At 31.6% G+C, this 17,842-nt stretch carries 13 protein-coding genes and 1 pseudogene; 7 read left to right on the forward strand and 7 right to left on the reverse strand.

The window, feature by feature from the left end:
* Positions 1-3 precede the first annotated feature (3 nt).
* The 4 genes and pseudogenes from hscA to iscU all read right to left on the reverse strand — a co-directional run bounded on the left by hscA (position 4) and on the right by iscU (position 3,010).
* Positions 4-1,778 (reverse strand): annotated as a pseudogene (gene hscA / locus GOY13_RS00975) (Fe-S protein assembly chaperone HscA).
* A complete protein-coding gene (locus tag GOY13_RS00980; protein WP_175813992.1) occupies positions 1,756-2,214 on the reverse strand; it encodes an iron-sulfur cluster co-chaperone HscB C-terminal domain-containing protein in 459 nt (152 codons plus the stop codon). The pseudogene hscA and the gene GOY13_RS00980 overlap by 23 nt, the downstream one beginning before the upstream one ends.
* Positions 2,207-2,611 (reverse strand): HesB/IscA family protein, encoded by a 405-nt coding sequence (locus tag GOY13_RS00985; RefSeq protein ID WP_175813993.1) that lies wholly within the window; start codon positions 2,609-2,611, stop codon positions 2,207-2,209. Before GOY13_RS00985 ends, GOY13_RS00980 begins: the two co-directional genes overlap by 8 nt.
* A 6-nt stretch (positions 2,612-2,617) precedes the next feature.
* Positions 2,618-3,010, reverse strand: a complete 393-nt coding sequence (iscU, locus tag GOY13_RS00990) for a Fe-S cluster assembly scaffold IscU (protein WP_175813994.1) — start codon at positions 3,008-3,010, stop codon at positions 2,618-2,620.
* A gap of 181 nt (positions 3,011-3,191) precedes the next feature.
* Here iscU and ftsY point away from each other — a divergent pair, with 181 nt between their 5' ends.
* The 7 genes from ftsY to GOY13_RS01025 all read left to right on the forward strand — a co-directional run bounded on the left by ftsY (position 3,192) and on the right by GOY13_RS01025 (position 10,609).
* Positions 3,192-4,103, forward strand: coding sequence for a signal recognition particle-docking protein FtsY (gene ftsY / locus GOY13_RS00995; RefSeq protein WP_175813995.1), 912 nt, complete (start codon positions 3,192-3,194; stop codon positions 4,101-4,103).
* A 1,294-nt stretch (positions 4,104-5,397) separates the two neighbouring features.
* The gene (gene rpsP, locus GOY13_RS01000) at positions 5,398-5,712 is read left to right on the forward strand and encodes a 30S ribosomal protein S16 (protein ID WP_175813996.1); all 315 of its coding nucleotides are present in this window, start codon (positions 5,398-5,400) and stop codon (positions 5,710-5,712) included.
* A complete protein-coding gene (locus GOY13_RS01005) occupies positions 5,712-6,746 on the forward strand; it encodes a polyprenyl synthetase family protein (protein WP_175813997.1) in 1,035 nt (344 codons plus the stop codon). Before rpsP ends, GOY13_RS01005 begins: the two co-directional genes overlap by 1 nt.
* Before the next feature lie 10 nt (positions 6,747-6,756).
* Entirely contained in the window at positions 6,757-7,347 is a 591-nt protein-coding gene (locus tag GOY13_RS01010) for a nucleotide exchange factor GrpE (RefSeq protein ID WP_175813998.1), read from the forward strand.
* A complete protein-coding gene (gene trpS, locus GOY13_RS01015) occupies positions 7,340-8,338 on the forward strand; it encodes a tryptophan--tRNA ligase (RefSeq protein ID WP_175813999.1) in 999 nt (332 codons plus the stop codon). The genes GOY13_RS01010 and trpS overlap by 8 nt, the downstream gene beginning before the upstream one ends.
* A 421-nt stretch (positions 8,339-8,759) precedes the next feature.
* Positions 8,760-9,353 (forward strand): recombination mediator RecR, encoded by a 594-nt coding sequence (gene recR, locus GOY13_RS01020; protein ID WP_175814413.1) that lies wholly within the window; start codon positions 8,760-8,762, stop codon positions 9,351-9,353.
* An 8-nt stretch (positions 9,354-9,361) separates the two neighbouring features.
* Positions 9,362-10,609 (forward strand): KAP family P-loop NTPase fold protein, encoded by a 1,248-nt coding sequence (locus tag GOY13_RS01025; protein WP_175814000.1) that lies wholly within the window; start codon positions 9,362-9,364, stop codon positions 10,607-10,609.
* Positions 10,610-11,177: 568 nt separating this feature from the next.
* Here GOY13_RS01025 and GOY13_RS01030 read toward each other — a convergent pair.
* The 3 genes from GOY13_RS01030 to GOY13_RS01040 all read right to left on the reverse strand — a co-directional run bounded on the left by GOY13_RS01030 (position 11,178) and on the right by GOY13_RS01040 (position 17,716).
* On the reverse strand, positions 11,178-12,419 hold the full coding sequence (locus GOY13_RS01030; RefSeq protein ID WP_175814001.1) for a pyruvate dehydrogenase complex dihydrolipoamide acetyltransferase: 1,242 nt from the start codon (positions 12,417-12,419) through the stop codon (positions 11,178-11,180).
* Positions 12,420-14,939: 2,520 nt separating this feature from the next.
* Positions 14,940-17,300 carry a VirB4 family type IV secretion/conjugal transfer ATPase gene (locus GOY13_RS01035; RefSeq protein ID WP_175814002.1) on the reverse strand — a complete coding sequence of 787 codons (2,361 nt, stop codon included), beginning with the start codon at positions 17,298-17,300 and terminating at the stop codon, positions 14,940-14,942.
* Between the two features lie 41 nt (positions 17,301-17,341).
* Complete coding sequence (locus GOY13_RS01040; protein ID WP_175814003.1) at positions 17,342-17,716, reverse strand: hypothetical protein; 375 nt, start codon at positions 17,714-17,716, stop codon at positions 17,342-17,344.
* Positions 17,717-17,842 lie beyond the last annotated feature (126 nt).

Here is a 17,842-nt window from a genome sequence, read left to right on the forward strand (position 1 = left end):
ATTTTATCTGTTTGTTAGCTTGTATAGCTCTAGAGAGAGGTTTTCTAATTCAGTAATGGCATTATTGATTTTGTTTATGTCATTTCCCTGTAAGGCGTTTTTTGCATTTTGTAACAGATCTTTCAACTTCTTGTCATCAAAAAGGTCATTATTGCTCTCAATCAAGTATATAAACTTGCTCCCATTAATTTTTGCTTCTGCAAGAGAACGAGCTTTCATATCCTTATCGAAGTTATCTATTGATTGGTTTACCATATCTTGGATGTCTACTTCACTTAATCCAAAACTTGAGTTTATTTTAACTGTTTGTTCAATACCAGTGCTTTTTTCTCTTGCAGTAACATCTAGTACACCATCGGCATTTACTGTGAATTCTATTTCAATCTTTGCAGAACCTGCGGGTAGTGGTGGTATACCATTTAACTCAAACTGTGCTAAAGACTTATTATCTTCTATCATTTCACGTTCGCCTTGGCAGACATGAATTTTCATTGCTGTTTGTCCATGAGAATAAGTTGTGAACTCTTTTGTTTCTGAAACTGGTAATGGTGTATTTCTTGGTATGATTTTTTCGACTATTCCTCCCATAGTTTCTACACCAAGTGATAATGGCAGAACATCGAGAAGGATATTCTTTTCTTTCGAACTAGAAGTCAAAAAATGAGCCTGCAAAGCCGCTCCAATAACAACTGCTTTATCTGGATCCACATTGCTTAATATTTTACTTCCAAAGAGTGTAATTAGTGAATTTTGCACTAGTGGTACTCTAGTTGCCCCCCAACTAAAATTACTCCTTCTATATTATCAGTTTTGAGATTTATGTCTCGTATAGTACGAGTAACTATACTGATAGTCTTATTAACTAAAGGAGCAATTGCCTGTTCAAATTCTTCCTTGATAATTTTGCATTTAAATAATTCACCATTGATGTTAAAGCTAAAAATTCCTGATGTGTTTTTACTTAGGTATTCTTTTGCAATGCGTGTGTTGTGAATTCCAATGTTACATATTGGAGTGATATCGTAATGTTCTTTGCTTAAACCTGACCTTTCTCTATACTTAGATAGCACAATTGAACTTAGTGAGTGATCAAAATCATCACCACCAAGTTCAGTATCACCACCAACCGCAAGGACTTGAAATACTCCTTGATGCAATTTTAATATTGAGATATCAAATGTCCCACCCCCGAGATCATAAACTGCATATATTCCACTGTTATTATTCTTTTCAATCGAATAAGAAAGAGCAGCAGCAGTTGGTTCATTAATAAGGCGAAGAACCTCTATGCCAGCAAGTTTTGCTGCATATTTAGTTGCATTACGTGCTGAATCATCAAAGTAAGCTGGCACAGTAATTACTGCTTTCTTTACCTGCATTCCTATAGATTTTTTTGTTCTTTCACATAAAGCTTTTAGTATCTCAGCAGAAATCTCAATAGGAGTAAGGTACTTATCCTCTGCACATTTTACCCTAATAACTTTTTCACTCTCATCATCTATTTCAAAATTGATGTATTCCCTATTCAAGTCTTTAATGCTTTTACCCATTAAACGTTTTATGGAGTATATTGCACCTGAGCCAACATCATAGCCTGTCTTCAATATGTTGTTTTCATATGAAATAACAGAGGGCAGTAGTTCTCTTCCTTGCTCATCTTTAAATATTTCTACATTGCCAGCTTTATTGACTGCTGCGATTAGAGAATTAGTAGTACCAAGGTCTATACCGAAAACTACTTCGCTTAAATTTGGTTCAGAAATTTGAATTGATCTCACTTTCTTTTACCTTCTCAAGTGACTTATGTAAGTACTTCAATCTTAAAACCTGCGTTGCAGCTTCAGCAAAATTTTTTGCAGCAAAAGCATTAGTTAAATTTTTAGTGCAATCTTTTATTCTTTCATCAATCATACTGCTTACAAGTTGCAGATCATTGCAATCTAGTAAATACTCTCTTATTTCCATTGATTCATTTAATATCTCAGGACTTGTGTAATTCTCTTGGCTTTTTATGCCAAAAAGATAAAGCAAGTGCTCAGCCCGTTTTAGCGGGGACTTAAGCACTTGGTAAGCTTTGTTTATGTTTTTCATGTTTTTGGACTCTCTTTCATTTATATCAACCCTGCTTAATTCAATATATTTTTTTTCCAGCTCATCAAAGTTGATATTGAAAGCTTGATCGATTTTAAGTGTTGTAAAATAGTTGCTAAACATAAAAACTCTTTCCACAACCACATTTCCCTTTTTCATTAGGGTTTTTAAAAATAAAACCAGACGAGAATTTCCCCTCTACATAATCCATTTCAGAGCCAAGGATAAACATTACAGATTTCGGATCGATCAGTACCTTGATTTTTTGACCGTTATTGCAGACTTCTTCAATTATTGATTCCAAAGGGCGGACATCATATGCATATTCAATATCATACTTTAAACCAGAACATCCTTTTTGCTTAATTAGTACCCTTATCCCTATCGCTTCCTTTGATTTTTTAAAGTTATCATGTTGTTTTTGATCCAATAAATACCTTATCTTCTCCGTTGCATTTTTAGTGATGGTTATTGCTTTTTTATTTTTTTCTACAGTACTTACTTTTTGATACTCACCCATAACTTCTTAGCTATTATTTTTACTTTGTTTACTTTGATAATCATGGATAGCAGCTTTTATAGCATCTTCAGCAAGTACAGAACAGTGTATCTTTACTGGGGGTAAAGATAATTCTTCTACTATTTTGGTATTCTTTATCTGTGTTACACTTTCAATAGTTTTCCCTTTTATCATCTCTGTAAGTAGAGAGCTTGAAGCAATAGCAGAACCACAACCAAAAGTTTTAAATTTCGCATCTTCAATAACACCTTTGTCATTCACCTTTATTTGTAACTTCATAACATCGCCGCATGATGGTGCCCCTACTAAACCAGTACCAACATTGGGATCATTCTTATCTAGAGAACCAACATTCCTTGGATTTTCATAATGATCTAGAATTTTTTCATTATAACTCATAAGATTACGCATAAACCATTATTTTATAGTCTAACACACTTAATTTAGAAACTAAAGAAAAAACACTCATAAATAGTGCGTTTTACTAAAAAAAATACATATAAGCAAATGCATTGACTTTACAATACATGTAGTACATGTAATCCTTTACATTAAATTTAAATTTTAAGGGGATATTTGCTTGAATTTGTTCAATAATCTTTATAAGGGCTTGTTGAAAACTTCTTCTCACTTTAGCAGTAGAATGAAGAGCATTTTTCCTGGCAAGAAAAAGCTAGACCAGTTGCTTCTAGATGAGCTAGAGGAGCTGTTAATTAGCATGGATATTGGTTATAAAACTTCTAAGCTAATTATTGATAGGCTTGCAAGCATCAAATTTAATAAAGAAGTTGAACATAAAGTTGTGACTCAGCAACTAATGAATGAAATAGAAAATATATTAAATCCTGTTGTGCAACCATTAATTTTGAGCAGGAAACCACATATAATTATGGTGTGTGGAGTGAATGGTAATGGTAAAACCACAACTATAGGCAAACTTGCGCATAAGTATAAAAGAATGGGGAAATCTGTCGTGCTGGTCGCATGTGATACATTTAGAGCTGCTGCTAGTGAACAATTAGGCATTTGGGCTGAACGTTCTGGTTGCTCTATTCTCACTGGAGAATATGGCAGCGATTCTGCAAGCATAGCATATAGAGCTGTGAGTCAAGCTATAGAAAACAAAGCTGATATCGTTCTAATTGACACAGCAGGCAGGTTACAGAATAATGTAAATCTTATGGAAGAATTATCAAAAATACATAGAACAGTAAAAAAATTAGATTATACTGCCCCTCATGATATTATTTTAATTCTTGATGCGACTACTGGCCAAAATGCTTATAGTCAACTGGAGATATTTAATAAGATGATAAATGTGACAGGGATAATCATGACAAAGCTAGATGGTACTGCTAAGGGTGGAGTAGTGATTGGGCTTGCAGAAATTTATAAAGTAAAGTTGCATGCAATAGGGGTTGGCGAAAGTGTAGAAGATTTAAGGGAATTTACTAGTAAGGAATTTGTCAAGGCTTTATTTGATTATAATTGAGATTTTCTCAACTTTTTATAGCATAGCAAAGTGCGATCATTTTGGTGTGTAAAGTGTTTTTTACAGTAGATTCTTGAAAAAGAGGAGACCTCAAAAATCACCTGATGGTTCCTGTATCCTGTTCTATGGAAGGCTCAAGTGTGCTCCTTTTTATGTTTTTGCAAAAAAATATCTTTCAAATGAGTATTTAATAATGTAACGATAATAATCAATATTTATTGAATCACTGCTCTTTTAGTTTTTCTATATTATTTACTTTGACTATCTAACGCTTTGATTTCTATCAGAATCAGTATGTAATTCTCGGTTCCTGACAAATGCAACATCATTATAATGATGACCTTATTATCAAACGTTGATAGAACATTTTAGGCAACATTGAAAAACAGTAACTAGTTCTTATCCAACCCTCAAAAGGTACAGTATTCATCATGTATTCCAAATTTTGGACTTAGCTTAGTTTTTGCACTTTTAGTTGCGTCGTTAACTATTTAAAGAGAAAATATCATGCTATTTTTCAAAAACGACCAATTCATGATTGGAGTCTGCAAGCTTATATTACAACTTAATACCTAAGTAATTTTATTATTGCACATTATTTATTATATGGACTATATATACCAGTGATTAGAGTTTTTATTTTTCTAAATTTTACTACTATATCAAATAAAGATACTCTGTGGATAAAGCTTAATTTAAGTTCTCCTATCTTGGCTTTCCTTTTATGGTTCCTGTACTGACGCATGTAGTCATTAAAAGAAGGATCAACATTGTGATTTTCAGAAAGTGTAGATTATGTAAATTTAAGTTTTTGCAAATTTTAATGATTGTATCTTGAACATATCCAACAAAACTAATCTGATTCTTTCCATTTCCATCGGAAATAATCTACAATTAAAAGTTTCACCACCTAATAATAACTTCATTAGATGAAGTAGAGATTGTTCTGCTTTTCCCTATCTTTACCGATATTTTTTAGTGACTGTGTTGCAATCATTAATATGAACACATCTTTCTGATACCTGGTAGTACTATTACCGGGGAACTAACATGTACAAGTCTTATGGAAATTAGGACTGCTTTTCATTATTATAATGGAAATAGCTGTATTAGGCAAAGTGAGTTTGGATGGCACACTTAAAAACCTTATAACATTTAAGATAATCTTCGTAAATTGAGGCTATGCATTCAGATATTTTATAATGTGCATTTATGGTGTAGAAATTTCATAATCTATTTGACTTAGACTATTTGTTGTATAGAGTTATAAATAATAATATGAGTAAAGGTTAACATGGCAGTCAAGATAAGGTTAGCAAGGATTGGTAAAAAAAAACGTCCTTTTTATAGGATAATTGTAGCTGATTCTCGTGCACCAAGAAATGGACGTTTTATTGAAAGAATAGGGCAGTATGACCCAATGTTAGCAAAAGACGATAGAAATCGTGTTATGATAAAAGCTGATAGATTAGAGTATTGGCTAGATGTAGGTGCACAAGCAACTGAAAGAGTGTTATGGCTTATTAAAAATGGCTTTCTGGATTTAGAAGCAAAAAAAAAGGTAGAGCTAAAGGGAACAGAAAAAAACAAGAGGCATAAATCTCTTTAATGCTATCAGTAAATAATGATGTATTAGATAATATTTTATCTTCTGATTTGTCAGCTATGAAAGATTTTATCTTTAGTAGTGTTGACAATGAAGATATTAAGCTTGCTACCGACATTATATCTCACCTTGTTAAATCAGGTGGAAAGAAAATCAGGCCTAAGCTTGTTTTTGTCATATGCAAAATGCTAGGCTATTCCGGAAAGGATAGGATTAAAATTGCTGCGTCAGTAGAATTTATACATAATGCCACTTTGCTACATGATGATGTACTAGACAGAAGTGAAGTACGACATGGAGTTAGGGCAGCAAATAAGATTTGGGGAGACAAATCAAGCATTTTAGTAGGTGATTTATTATTAACTCTAGCGTTTAGATGGCTCATAGAATGCAGAGATCTAAATATCCTTTCTATTCTCTCTAAAGCGTCACGCTTACTTGTGAGTGGTGAAATAAAGCAGATGACAACGTGCTTTGACCCTTATTCTATTAGAGAAAGTTATTTCGATATTATTGGGAAAAAGACAGCATCTTTGTTTTCCGCGTGTTGTGAAGCCGCATCTGTAATATCTGATGCTACAAATGAGGAAACAGAAAGCCTAAAAAATTTTGGATTTAACTTTGGTATAGCATTTCAAATAATTGATGATATGCTTGATTATACTGCTAATCAAAATACTTCTGGAAAACAAATCGGAAAAGATTTTTTTGAGGGCAAAGTCACTTTGCCTGTTATCATAGCATATGAGAAAAGCAGCCTAGAAGAGCAAAAATTTTGGGAAAAATGTTTTTCTTCATCTAAGCGTGATTTCGATCAAGCATTATACTATATTAATCAACACGATGCCATTGAGCTTTCTATAGAAGAAGCAAAACATTATATCAACATAGCACTTGATAATATCAGTATTTTCCCCGATTCTCCTTGCAAAACTGCTTTAATTAATCTCTTAAATGTTAGTACTAGCATAAAGAGACGGACTAGTCTAGTTCTTGATATTTTTAGATTAGTTGCTATATATTTATTAGGTTCTTGAGAATATTGATATGTCAGATAGTAATAAGGAAAAAAGGAAGAAGTTTACTGATATGGTAAATGAGCAGAAAAGCGAAGATAAGAGAGATGACAATAACCAAGTTGTTAGTCTAGAAGAAAGCTTCCTCGTCTTAAAGGAACGAGCAGCTCAACTTGAGGATCATTTACGCCGTGCTGTTGCGGACAATGAGAACATTAAGCGCATAATGCAAAAGCAAATCAGCGATGCAAGTGATTATGCAGTTACTCAGTTTGCACGTGATATAATAGATTTGTGTGACAATTTAAAAAGAGTAATGGAAAACCTGAAAGGTGGTGATCCTGTTCATGAAGGAATTAAAGTGGCTCATCAAAAAATTATGAGTGATCTTAAAAAACACGGGATAAAGGAAATGGATCCAATTGGAGAACTCTTTGATAGTAATTTACATCAAGCTGTTGTGGAGAGAGAGGATAATGAAAAAGAGGTTGGTACTATTGTTGAGGTTTTACAAACAGGGTTTACTATTAAAACTAGATTGCTTCGTCCTGCAATGGTTGTTATTTCCAAGAAGTCGTCTGCTAGTTGTAAAAAACAATTAGCAAAACAAAACAATGTGTAGTATTGTTTTTTCAGGTGTTCAACCAAGTGGTATACTGCACTTGGGTAATTATCTTGGTGCACTTAAGCAGTGGATAGGTTTGCAGGATAAATATAAATCTCTCTTTTGTATTGTTGATATGCATGCAATCACAGCCAGTAAACTTTCTGCGAATGAATTAAAAAGTAATATTTTAAAAACGGCAGCAGTTTATATCGCGTGTGGAATAGACCCAGAGAAGTCCATTATTTTTAGTCAGTCTACAGTTAGTAGCCATACTAAGCTAGGTTGGTTGCTTGGGTGCTATACACCGGTTAATTGGCTTAATCGTATGACTCAATTCAAAGAGAAAGTTGGTATTGATAAACGAAAAGCCTCTTTGGGATTATATAGTTACCCAGTACTTATGGCTGCAGATATACTACTATATCGAACCAGATATGTTCCTGTTGGTGATGATCAGAAACAACATTTAGAGCTTGCACGTAATATTGCGTTAGCTTTTAATAATCACTATAAGTTCAATTATTTTGTTATGCCGGAAGTCCTAACTTCAAATCAAACATCGAGGATAATGAGCTTAAGAGATGGTACAAATAAGATGAGTAAATCTGACCCTTCGGAATATTCTTGCATTAACCTTGATGATACAGATGATTTAATTATTAAAAAAATAGAAAAAGCAAAAACAGATTCAATACTAGGCTTTGATTTTGCTACTTTAAAATATCGTCCAGAGGTAAACAATTTGTTAAATATTTATTCAACACTCAGCAATTTTGATATAAATGAAGTATGTGAAGAGATGAGTAAGCATGATATGAAGTATTTTAAAAAAGAGTTAGCTGATTTAATCATTAGTGTTGTATCGCCAATGCGTGAGAGAATTGATGATCTTTTAAAAGACCAATCTTATTTGTATGAAGTATTAAAGAGTGGTACAGAAAAAGCAGAAGAGATTGCGAACTATAGCATAAAAGAAATTAAAGATATTATAGGGTTCATTCAATAGGTTATAAATATAAAAAAGGCAAGTACAAACTTATGTGTATTGTTTTTCTTCTGTTTTTTTATATTCATTAATGCTTGAGGTAACTATAAATAAAGTTTAGAGTACTTAGTATGGCATTTCTTTTATCTTAAAATTGAAGTAAAGATTCAGAAGATGTGAAGCACGTATATAATAGCTGTGTATATCTGTATATAAAAATATACTAATATTTTATTAAATTTAGCTGCTTGCTAAAGAGGTATGTAAACAAAAGTAGGTTTTGAGTTCTTCAAATATATCTACTCTCAGCAGAGTGTGATTTTAGTATGATAGAGTAATTTTTCGCTGCTTACTAAAACAAGACTAAGTGGAACTTACTTCTTTCTTTACATAGGTTTTAATGTTACCATTTTATAATCTGTTCTTGATTTATAGGATGAACATTAACATAAGAAATTTAATCTATGCTTTTTCTAAATTGCCGAGTTTGGGGCCTGCATCATCACGCAGGTTAGTTACATATTTACTTCAAAATAGAGAAAATGTTATGCTTCCACTTGCCTCATCAATTAAAGATCTAGCAAATCTTATAGTAAAATGTAAAATCTGTGGAAATTTAGATAGTAAATCACCATGTTCTATTTGTACTGATCCAAAACGTGACAATAAGTTAATGTGTGTAGTGGAGGAGTTAGGTGATCTATGGGCTTTTGAGAAAGGGAATATATATTGTGGTATGTATCATGTTCTAGGTGGTAAATTATCTGCAATAAATGGTATTGGACCAAAAGAACTTAGCCTAAATACTATCCATAAAAGAGTCTTAGAATCCAAGATTGGAGAGGTTATCATTGCAATAAATCCAACATTGGATGGTCAGATTACGGTGCAATATATAATTAAATTATTGAAAAATTTAGATGTGAAAATATCACATCTTGCTTGTGGGATACCAATAGGTGGAGAAATTGACTATCTAGACGAGGGAACACTGAAAGCAGCACTCACTTCAAGAAAAGAATATGAGTTAAATTAAGGGTGAGGATGTGCTTAGGAAAGCTTATATCACTAATAACCTTAAGAAAAAAAGAATTAGTGCAGGTCCAACCACTTAAGGTGGCAGCTTGGGAAAATGACCTCTTAAACTATAGGGAATTTTCAAGCAAATTCAACACTATAATTAAAACAATTAATCAGTCTTTTACAATAATATCTCTAGAAGGGTACAGTGGATGGGGCAAGACATTTTTTTTAAAAGAATGGGTCAAAGAGTTGAAGCAGCAAGATGAAATAGCGGCTTATTATAGTGCATGGGATATCAATGCATTAGACCAACCACTATCTTCTTTTTTAAATTTCTTATTTGAGGATTTGTTTGCATCTTACGAAGTAAAAAGAAGTGTTATACAACGACTCAAGAACATAAATCAAGAGCTATTCTCTTTGAACACACTGGGAAAGTTGATTAATAAGTCTCCGCTTGCTATGCTTTCTATACTGCTTGATGCTACAAAAGAGGCCGATAAAAATGATATTGGCACTGTGCTAAGAGAGTTGAGTATTCTGCAAAAAAGCAAAGAAAATACCAAGGATTTTAAAACACAGTTAATGAAGGTGGTTAGCAGAATCAAAAAAGGTAAAAGCATTTATATAATGGTAGATGACCTTGATATATGTCGTCCTAAGTTTATTGTTGACTTTTTAGAATCTATAAAATATCTTCTTAATATAGAAGGTCTTATTTTTATTATTTCTGTTAGTAGGGATAGGAGTAATGTATATAGAGCTATCAAAGCAGTACTTGGGCAAAATTTTGACCTTAGCTCTTTTGCTGATCTATCCTTTCATTTGTCAAAACAACCGATAAAAAAATTTACACAAGAATTATTTAAAAGTATAAAGTTATCGAAGAAGCTAAAACAGCTTGTCATAAACAGTTTTGTATTTTATGCAGAAAGTTTATCCCTCTCGTTAGGGATGATAGAGCACTGTGTAAAAAAAATGGAACTATGTCTTCTGAACTATACAAAGAAAGAATTGCTTGCGCCTAACTTACTTTCATTTTTACTGATACTACAATCGGTAGATTGTAGCACATATGAGGAGCTAGATTTTTCATATCAGAAAGCATCGGAGAAAATTAGAAATGAATATAAGCCTATATTTTTGAGCCGTATGAATGGTAAAGAAGAGTGGGAAAAACTTGAAATTTTCCTTGAGGCAGCTTCTTTTGCAGAAGAAGGGTCAAAGGCAAGCAAAGCTGTAAGACAGATAAGAGATATATTGTTTTGAAAACACCTTTTGACCTTTTAGGTATCTTGCTTCTTGAGTAAGAATTGATGGGTTTTTCTTGCTTAGTGTTTAAGAAATTTTAGGTCCTAATTCATTTTTTAGAGCTGTTAACACTTCACTTTTTTGTAATTTTATGCATGAATAAGGTTCATCTACCTAATAATATACATTTTGTAATGCGAATTAGTATGTTCTATACACTGATACAGTTTCTATCAGAATCCTAGGAAAGTTTGATTTTTATTTCTCTTCCCTTTTATGATTATAACCTGTACTCAAATTAAAGAGTAAGAGGTGTTCTTTGAAATTATTTAGAATAATATAACACTAATTCGAAAGCAGTTTTTTGCAATATCATGCATAAAATAGAGGTTAGCCTTTTCCTTTATATTTGAATTTCTTGTTAAAAAAGTACTTTTTTGTAACGTAACATAAAAACTTGAGCCTTACGATAGATAGGGCTGTATTTCGCTAGGTTTTTGTATCATCATATTTACCTCTAAGTCTAACGAATATAATCAAGCTAATGAAAATTAATTTCATTACAATACTCTAACAGAGTAAATACCTATGCAGCTTCAATGAGCATTACTAATGGGTTCTCCACATAATCTTTAAAGGTATTTAAAAATTTTGCTCCCATTGCTCCATCGACTATTCTGTGATCAGCAGAAAGTGTCACTGTCATTATTTCTGCAATTTCTATTTTTTCATTTATAATAACAGGTTGCTTTTTAGATGTGCCGAAAGCCATGATGCAAGCCTGAGGTGGATTAATGATAGCACTAAAGGATTTTATATTAAACATACCTAAATTAGAAATAGTGAGTCCTTTACCTTGAAATTCATCAGGCTTTAATTTTCCAGATCTTGCTCTATTTACTAAGTTTTTCACTTCTTTTGATATGGATAGAATACCTTTTTTATCAGCATTTTTTACTATAGGAGTAATGAGCCCATCTTCAAGTGCTACAGCGATTGAGATATCTACATTTGAATATTTTACTATCTTGCTGTCTATCCACGAAGAGTTTATGTTAGGAAATTTTTTTATGCTAAAAGCTGCAGCTTTAATGATTAAATCATTGATTGTTACCTTATTGTTTTTATCTACTGAGTTAATTTCATTTTTGAGTGATATGAGATTATCAACTTGACAGTCTACAGTTAAATAAAAATGTGGAATATTCTGCTTAGATTCAATCATACGTTGTGCTATCACCTTACGTATATTACTTACTTCGATTACAATATCTTCTGGTCTTTTGTATGTTTCAACTTGTGTACTTTTACATAAGAATTCTAGTATATCAGCTTTAATAATCCTTCCATGGGGACCTGTACCTTTTAATTGTGTTATGTCAATACCTTCACTTTGAGCTATTTTTTTAGCCAATGGACTTATTTTTACTCTATCTCCTGATACTACTTTGGTATCTTCTTCTTTTTTAGAGTTAAGTGTTGAGCACTCTGAAATTGAAAGATTGATTTCAATTCCCTTCTTAGCTTTAATATTGTTAGCATAAGCTGAAATATAGTTATCAAGTGCATTCCCATCTTCTCCTTCTTCCAGCATTACAGCTATTGGTTGGTTTACAGGTACGCTACTTACTCCTTCTGACACTAAAATTTTTGCTAAGACTCCCTCATCTGCAGATTCAAGCTCCATTATGGCTTTGTCAGTCTCTATTTCAGCAATTACATCACCTACTTCTATTTTGTCTTGCTCTTTCTTATGCCATTTTACGATTTTTCCTCCAGTTTTACTCATCGTTGGTGAGAGAGCAGGCATTAATATTTCTATGGTCATTAACTTTATATTTAAAAACCTATTTAATATCTAATTTATTCTTCATTTTATGTCAATTTAATCTTGAGTTATTGTAAGTAAAAACCTATTATATGTTATAGTAATGTTGTCCAATTTACAGCGTATCTTAATTCAAAAAGATAGATCTGCTACTAGCATATGGTTTTTATTCTCTATTTCTAGCTTATTTATTAATAATTCTGTTTCAATAAAATTGAACAGAACCAATATGAAAACAAGATCAGGATTTTATTAGCATGTATGAATTTATCTTTTCGAGCACCTAATACTTAAAGTTATAAAATAGTTTAAATTGGGAAAACTCTATGTTATTCATTCAGTGATTAGTTGATCTTAGAAACTAACTCAGAAAAACCGACTGCTTTCTTCATCTTCACTTCCTGTTTTACTTTCTATGCCTCTAATATTACTTTCATTAATTTTCTCTCTTGTTATGTTTAATAAATTCACATGTTTTAGTATTTGATACTCAGTTGCTACTGTAAGTAGCACAAGACCAATTAAAATCAGGTACTTATATGATTGTAAGCCAGTAATTTTAACATTTAGCTACTACTAATTGATTAGTAGTTTTTCTTTTTGAAATATGGAATGCTCTCTTACAAACTACATCTTCTTTAATTGGAAAACAGCAGTTAAACTTAAATGTCATATTTATAAATAATTTATTTTAATTAATTATTGAAACGGTAAATGAAAGCATAAATTTTATTTATGATAATTGATGGTTAAAATTTATGGTCTTATCAGTTCTTTTCTAGCCTTTTCTACATCAATTTTTTTTAACATATTTATGTTAAGCACTCTAACGAAAAATCGTTTGTAACTCTGAAGCTATAGTTGTTTGTTGACTTTCCAAGACACTGTTTGCTTTCTCTTTATCGAATTTTTAATGATGTGGTTAATCTTTATATACTAAAACATTTGTTAAAATCCATTTGATTTTCTCATTGCATCTCGCATGCACTAGCACTGCTTCTAAAGCTAGTAATATAGTTTATCGTTTTGTACTTAATTCTATCATTTTCTATTGTTAGTGTTATTCTTTCTCATAATCTTAAACTCTTTTCATGCATTGTCATTTTCTTTAATTTGTATTTTTAGGACTCATAGGCTATATATTTTATATTTCCTTCTCTTGTGAGGGTAGTTAATTTCTCACATTCTCCGTTTACCTCAGCTACATTTTTACTATGAGAATAATCCCACCACATTTTGATGTGATTTTTGTTATTGCTTCTTCTCTTCAGTTCTGATCTGAACTAGGTGATCATGATCAGCTTTAGTCTCCTTAACGTAATTTCCTAGTACTCTTCCTCACACTTCTTTATTTAAATATTGTATTGAATAACTACAGCTACCGTCTGTAATCTTTTCATCCATACTTTTCACTTACTCATTTATAAGCCACTTTCTAGTCATTTATCAGATAAAGTACCTTTCTATTTCAATTTACACAGTAGCTACATTCTCCCACTTCTTTTTCTGATTTTTACTAAAAAATAAAACATGCAGTTTTCTTTTAAATGTTATTCTATCTAACTTTATCTTAAAGTTCTATAGAAAGTTGAATACTTTTTTTTTGATTAGAAAGTAATAGAGTTGATTTCATTCTTTTGACTTTGAAGGAATAGCATCATATTTAGTATACCTTAACTACAGCTCCATTAGCTTTAATAGTACCATCTTATTTCTTTTCTAAAGAATATACTCGCCTAGCTTTTGCTTCTAGCTGGAAGGGTAGAGGATTTACTTTTTATATTATATATTATTTCTTTATTTTTTATAGGTAGATTATCTAATTTGCAACTTCTTTCTTCTACATCACACCCTTCATGTTTTTTCTAGTATCGAAAACGTGGCCATATTTCCTAAGAACTTTGAATTTTTCAAGATTACTTTCTAATGTACCTCCTACAGTTTATAATAGTTAATACTGATTATTACTACCGATTGTTTTTGTTGCTATTTGCTAGCTTTTGATTCTGTTAAAAGTAAATGGCTCTGTTTGTAGCCAGATTATTATTAGTATCAAGAATACAGAACCATCTCCTTATTTTTATCACTTGCTTCGTGTAATTTTCTTGGCATCTTCAATACCATTCTGTTTTCTTAGTACGTTACTTTATGTGCTATCTCTACTACCTCACGCTCTGTTCTAGTGATGACGTGAACTGATTTGCAAAAATTTTTACCTGCACTAAGCCCATATATCAGTACAGAGATATTGCCTTTTCTCTATGCGTTAAAAGTAGTTTGTGGTCCATTTTTGGATAAAACAGAATACTTCTTGACTACATCTGTAGTAGAAATCTACTAAGCCTTGTAAGTGTAACAGTAACTTTTTTCATCAAAACATATACTCTAATTTCTGGATAGGTAACCATATCTAATCTTTCATTGTTATTACCTAAAATTTCTTTTACTAATTACCAACATATATTACTTCAAACCGAGTGTTCTTCTTTATGAAGGATAAAAAATGGTGTCTATAAGAAGTTAAGTCTTGCACTTTTCATAAAACGCCGGTAGCCATTTGTTGACTTCATCACCTTTTTCACTTATAGCTTCGTACATGTACCTTATAGTTTCTTTATTAGCTGAGAGCACATACGTTTCTTGCATGTTCTTCAAATCTAGATTTAATGTCACTAACCCTTTATGTTGTTTTATTAAGAATAAGCCTTCCTGTGTTGGGGTTTGCAAAATTGTGTTCAATTCTTCTTTTGATAAAGAAAATACTTTCATGTATAGTCTATTTGCATTAACATTTGGCATCAGAATTCTTGTATCGATATGTTTATCCAAATGTTGAGTAAATTTGCTAGCGAATGCTAGATTTATATTTTCAGTACTGAAAATTACTACAACATTTAACTTTGTCATTCTTTGCATCCAGTTATCAAATTCTTCTTCTGTGGAGAAAATGTTGCTTATTTCCCATGCCTCATCCAAAACAAGTATTGTGGGAGAGCCATCACATTTTGTTTCAAAGGAGTATAAAAAATAGTAAAGTATAACTGACATACATTCTTTTCGTTTTGTGAGGTTTATAGTATTAAGAGATATGATTTTTGTTTCCCAATCGATGTTAGATTCGTTACCATCTTGAAATAAGTAAGCAAACTCACCATCGCCACACCATTTGCTTATTTTCCCACCAAGAAGTAAAAGCATCTCAGAAATTTGCGAAATAGAACGTGACTCTTTTGGTATAGAAAATATAGAATATACAATTTTTTTTATCTTTTTTTCTGTATCCACCAAACTTGAGTCATCCACCATTCTCTTGATTAACTCAACCAGCATATTGTAATTGGAGGCACTATTTTCAATATTTAATGGATTAAATTTTAGACTTTTATCTTTATATCTTTTGTCAATTATGTAGTATTTACCGTTCACTGCTTTAGTAAAGATTATTGATTTTCCAGTGTTATCTAATATGACAACCCTTGGATCAAATTTTCTCGACTCTGACAGTAAGAAATTAATTAATGAAGTTCTACCAGAATTTGGTGATCCAAGTATCGTGGTATGGCCATTATTTTTCTTTCCATGGAAATTAAAAAAATAAGGGCTCCCTTTCTCCGAAAAAAAAATCGTTACTGCTTCTTTCCACCTTCCACCTTTTAATGTACCTGATGTAAAGTCATGTAACATAGCAAAGCTGCAAGCATATTTTACTAATATGCTTTTCGGTTGTGTAATAAAAGTGAAATTACTAGGAAGTTGTGCCCAGAAATGATTTTCCATGTGCAAGTCAGTTTTGAACATCATCAAACCAATTGATGACATTACGTAGGATAAGCTTCTAATATTTTCAGATAATTTAGTTCTATTGTCTGCAAAGATTGTGAAGATAATTTTCTGTTGGCAAAAATTGATAGCAGAGGTTTGTTTAAGTTCTATTATTTCTTTTATTCCTGAAATGCGAGTTAAGGTACTATCTTTGCTGATTTGAAGCATATCAATTTGATTTTTAAATTCTTTAATTGCTTTCTCATTACTAGTAAATATTATTATTTCTGTGATGATAAACTCAGAGTCGAGTTGTAAACACCTGTCTATATTCCCCAAAGGGACTTCTCTATATTCCTTGATGCAAAAAATAGAGCCAAATTTTTGTTGATTTTCAAATATTGTTTGAAACATGTTAAAACCAAAAGCGATCCTTAAATCTTTAATGTATTGTGACAGATCTATCTCACATATTGGGTAGTCTTTATGTGTCAACGTAATGATATAGTGAAGGAATTCTATCATTTCAGAATATACTTTGCCTTCGCTAAATCTAAGACCAAGCTTTTTGGCTCCGAAAGATTCTAAGTCACTGTGAATTAGGTTAGTCACCTTTTTTAATTTAAAATAACTTTCCCTCAAAAATGACTTATGTTCATTCTTTATTTTCTTGAGAGAAAATAAATTATTAATATGCTTACCAAAGTCACTGAACACTAGTACAACATATAGCTCGTTTATATATTGCAATTCATTGTCAGTGAGCTTATTAAACCAAGTTGAATGTAGATTATCAGAAAAGTCTCCAGTTTTATTCCATTTCAAGTGGAATTTATTATGTCTTCTAACAGTATGAATCCAAACAGTAAAATATAGACTATTAATATTTTTTGATATGCTTTTTCTAATTTCAGTTCTAAGGTCATTGCGGTTATCAGAAGAGAAATAATCTCCTAATTTAATGATTTTTAATAATTCCCCTTGTTTCGTTAGTATTGTCTCTTCGTCATAATGACAAGAATAGGGAATAAAACCTAAATCAATACTTTTTAGTAGCGCTAAATTCAGCTTACCTTTTTTCTCAAGCTTATGGTTAATTTTGAGTACTTTAGGTTTCATACAGCTGTAAAGATAACTAGAATGGTACGTACAGATAGTAATTAATCCTTTCCATTTTTATTGTTACCTGGTTGTAAGTTTATGCCTTTTGAAAAGTTGAATTTCTCTTTCAAGTAATCAGATGCTTTTTCTGTCCCACTAAGCATCATGGCCAACACACCAAATATTATCATAAAAAAGATTAAACCTCTAAACACTATTGCAAATATCACTGCAGTGATACATAATCCTATAACTGTTGAAGGACTTATATTCTCTACAGCATTCTTGACTGAGAATGAGAAAATAAAGTTTTTGACTGTTTCCTGTATATCCTTTAATTCATTAACTAATAGACTAGCTTTGCCAGGGCATGATACGAAGCTGAAGCTCAATAAAGCTATCAAAAGCAAAACCCTACTCAATTGAATGTGCACTAACTAAATGTCTCTTGAATAATTTCTAACTATAACAACTTCTACATCAACGAGCAAGAGCTGTATTTACTTGCTTACTGTATAGTAATATTTATTTAATATATTCCATTAAATATGAGAATCTAA

The organism is Wolbachia endosymbiont of Cruorifilaria tuberocauda (genome assembly GCF_013365475.1).
Taxonomy (GTDB): Bacteria; Pseudomonadota; Alphaproteobacteria; order Rickettsiales; family Anaplasmataceae; genus Wolbachia.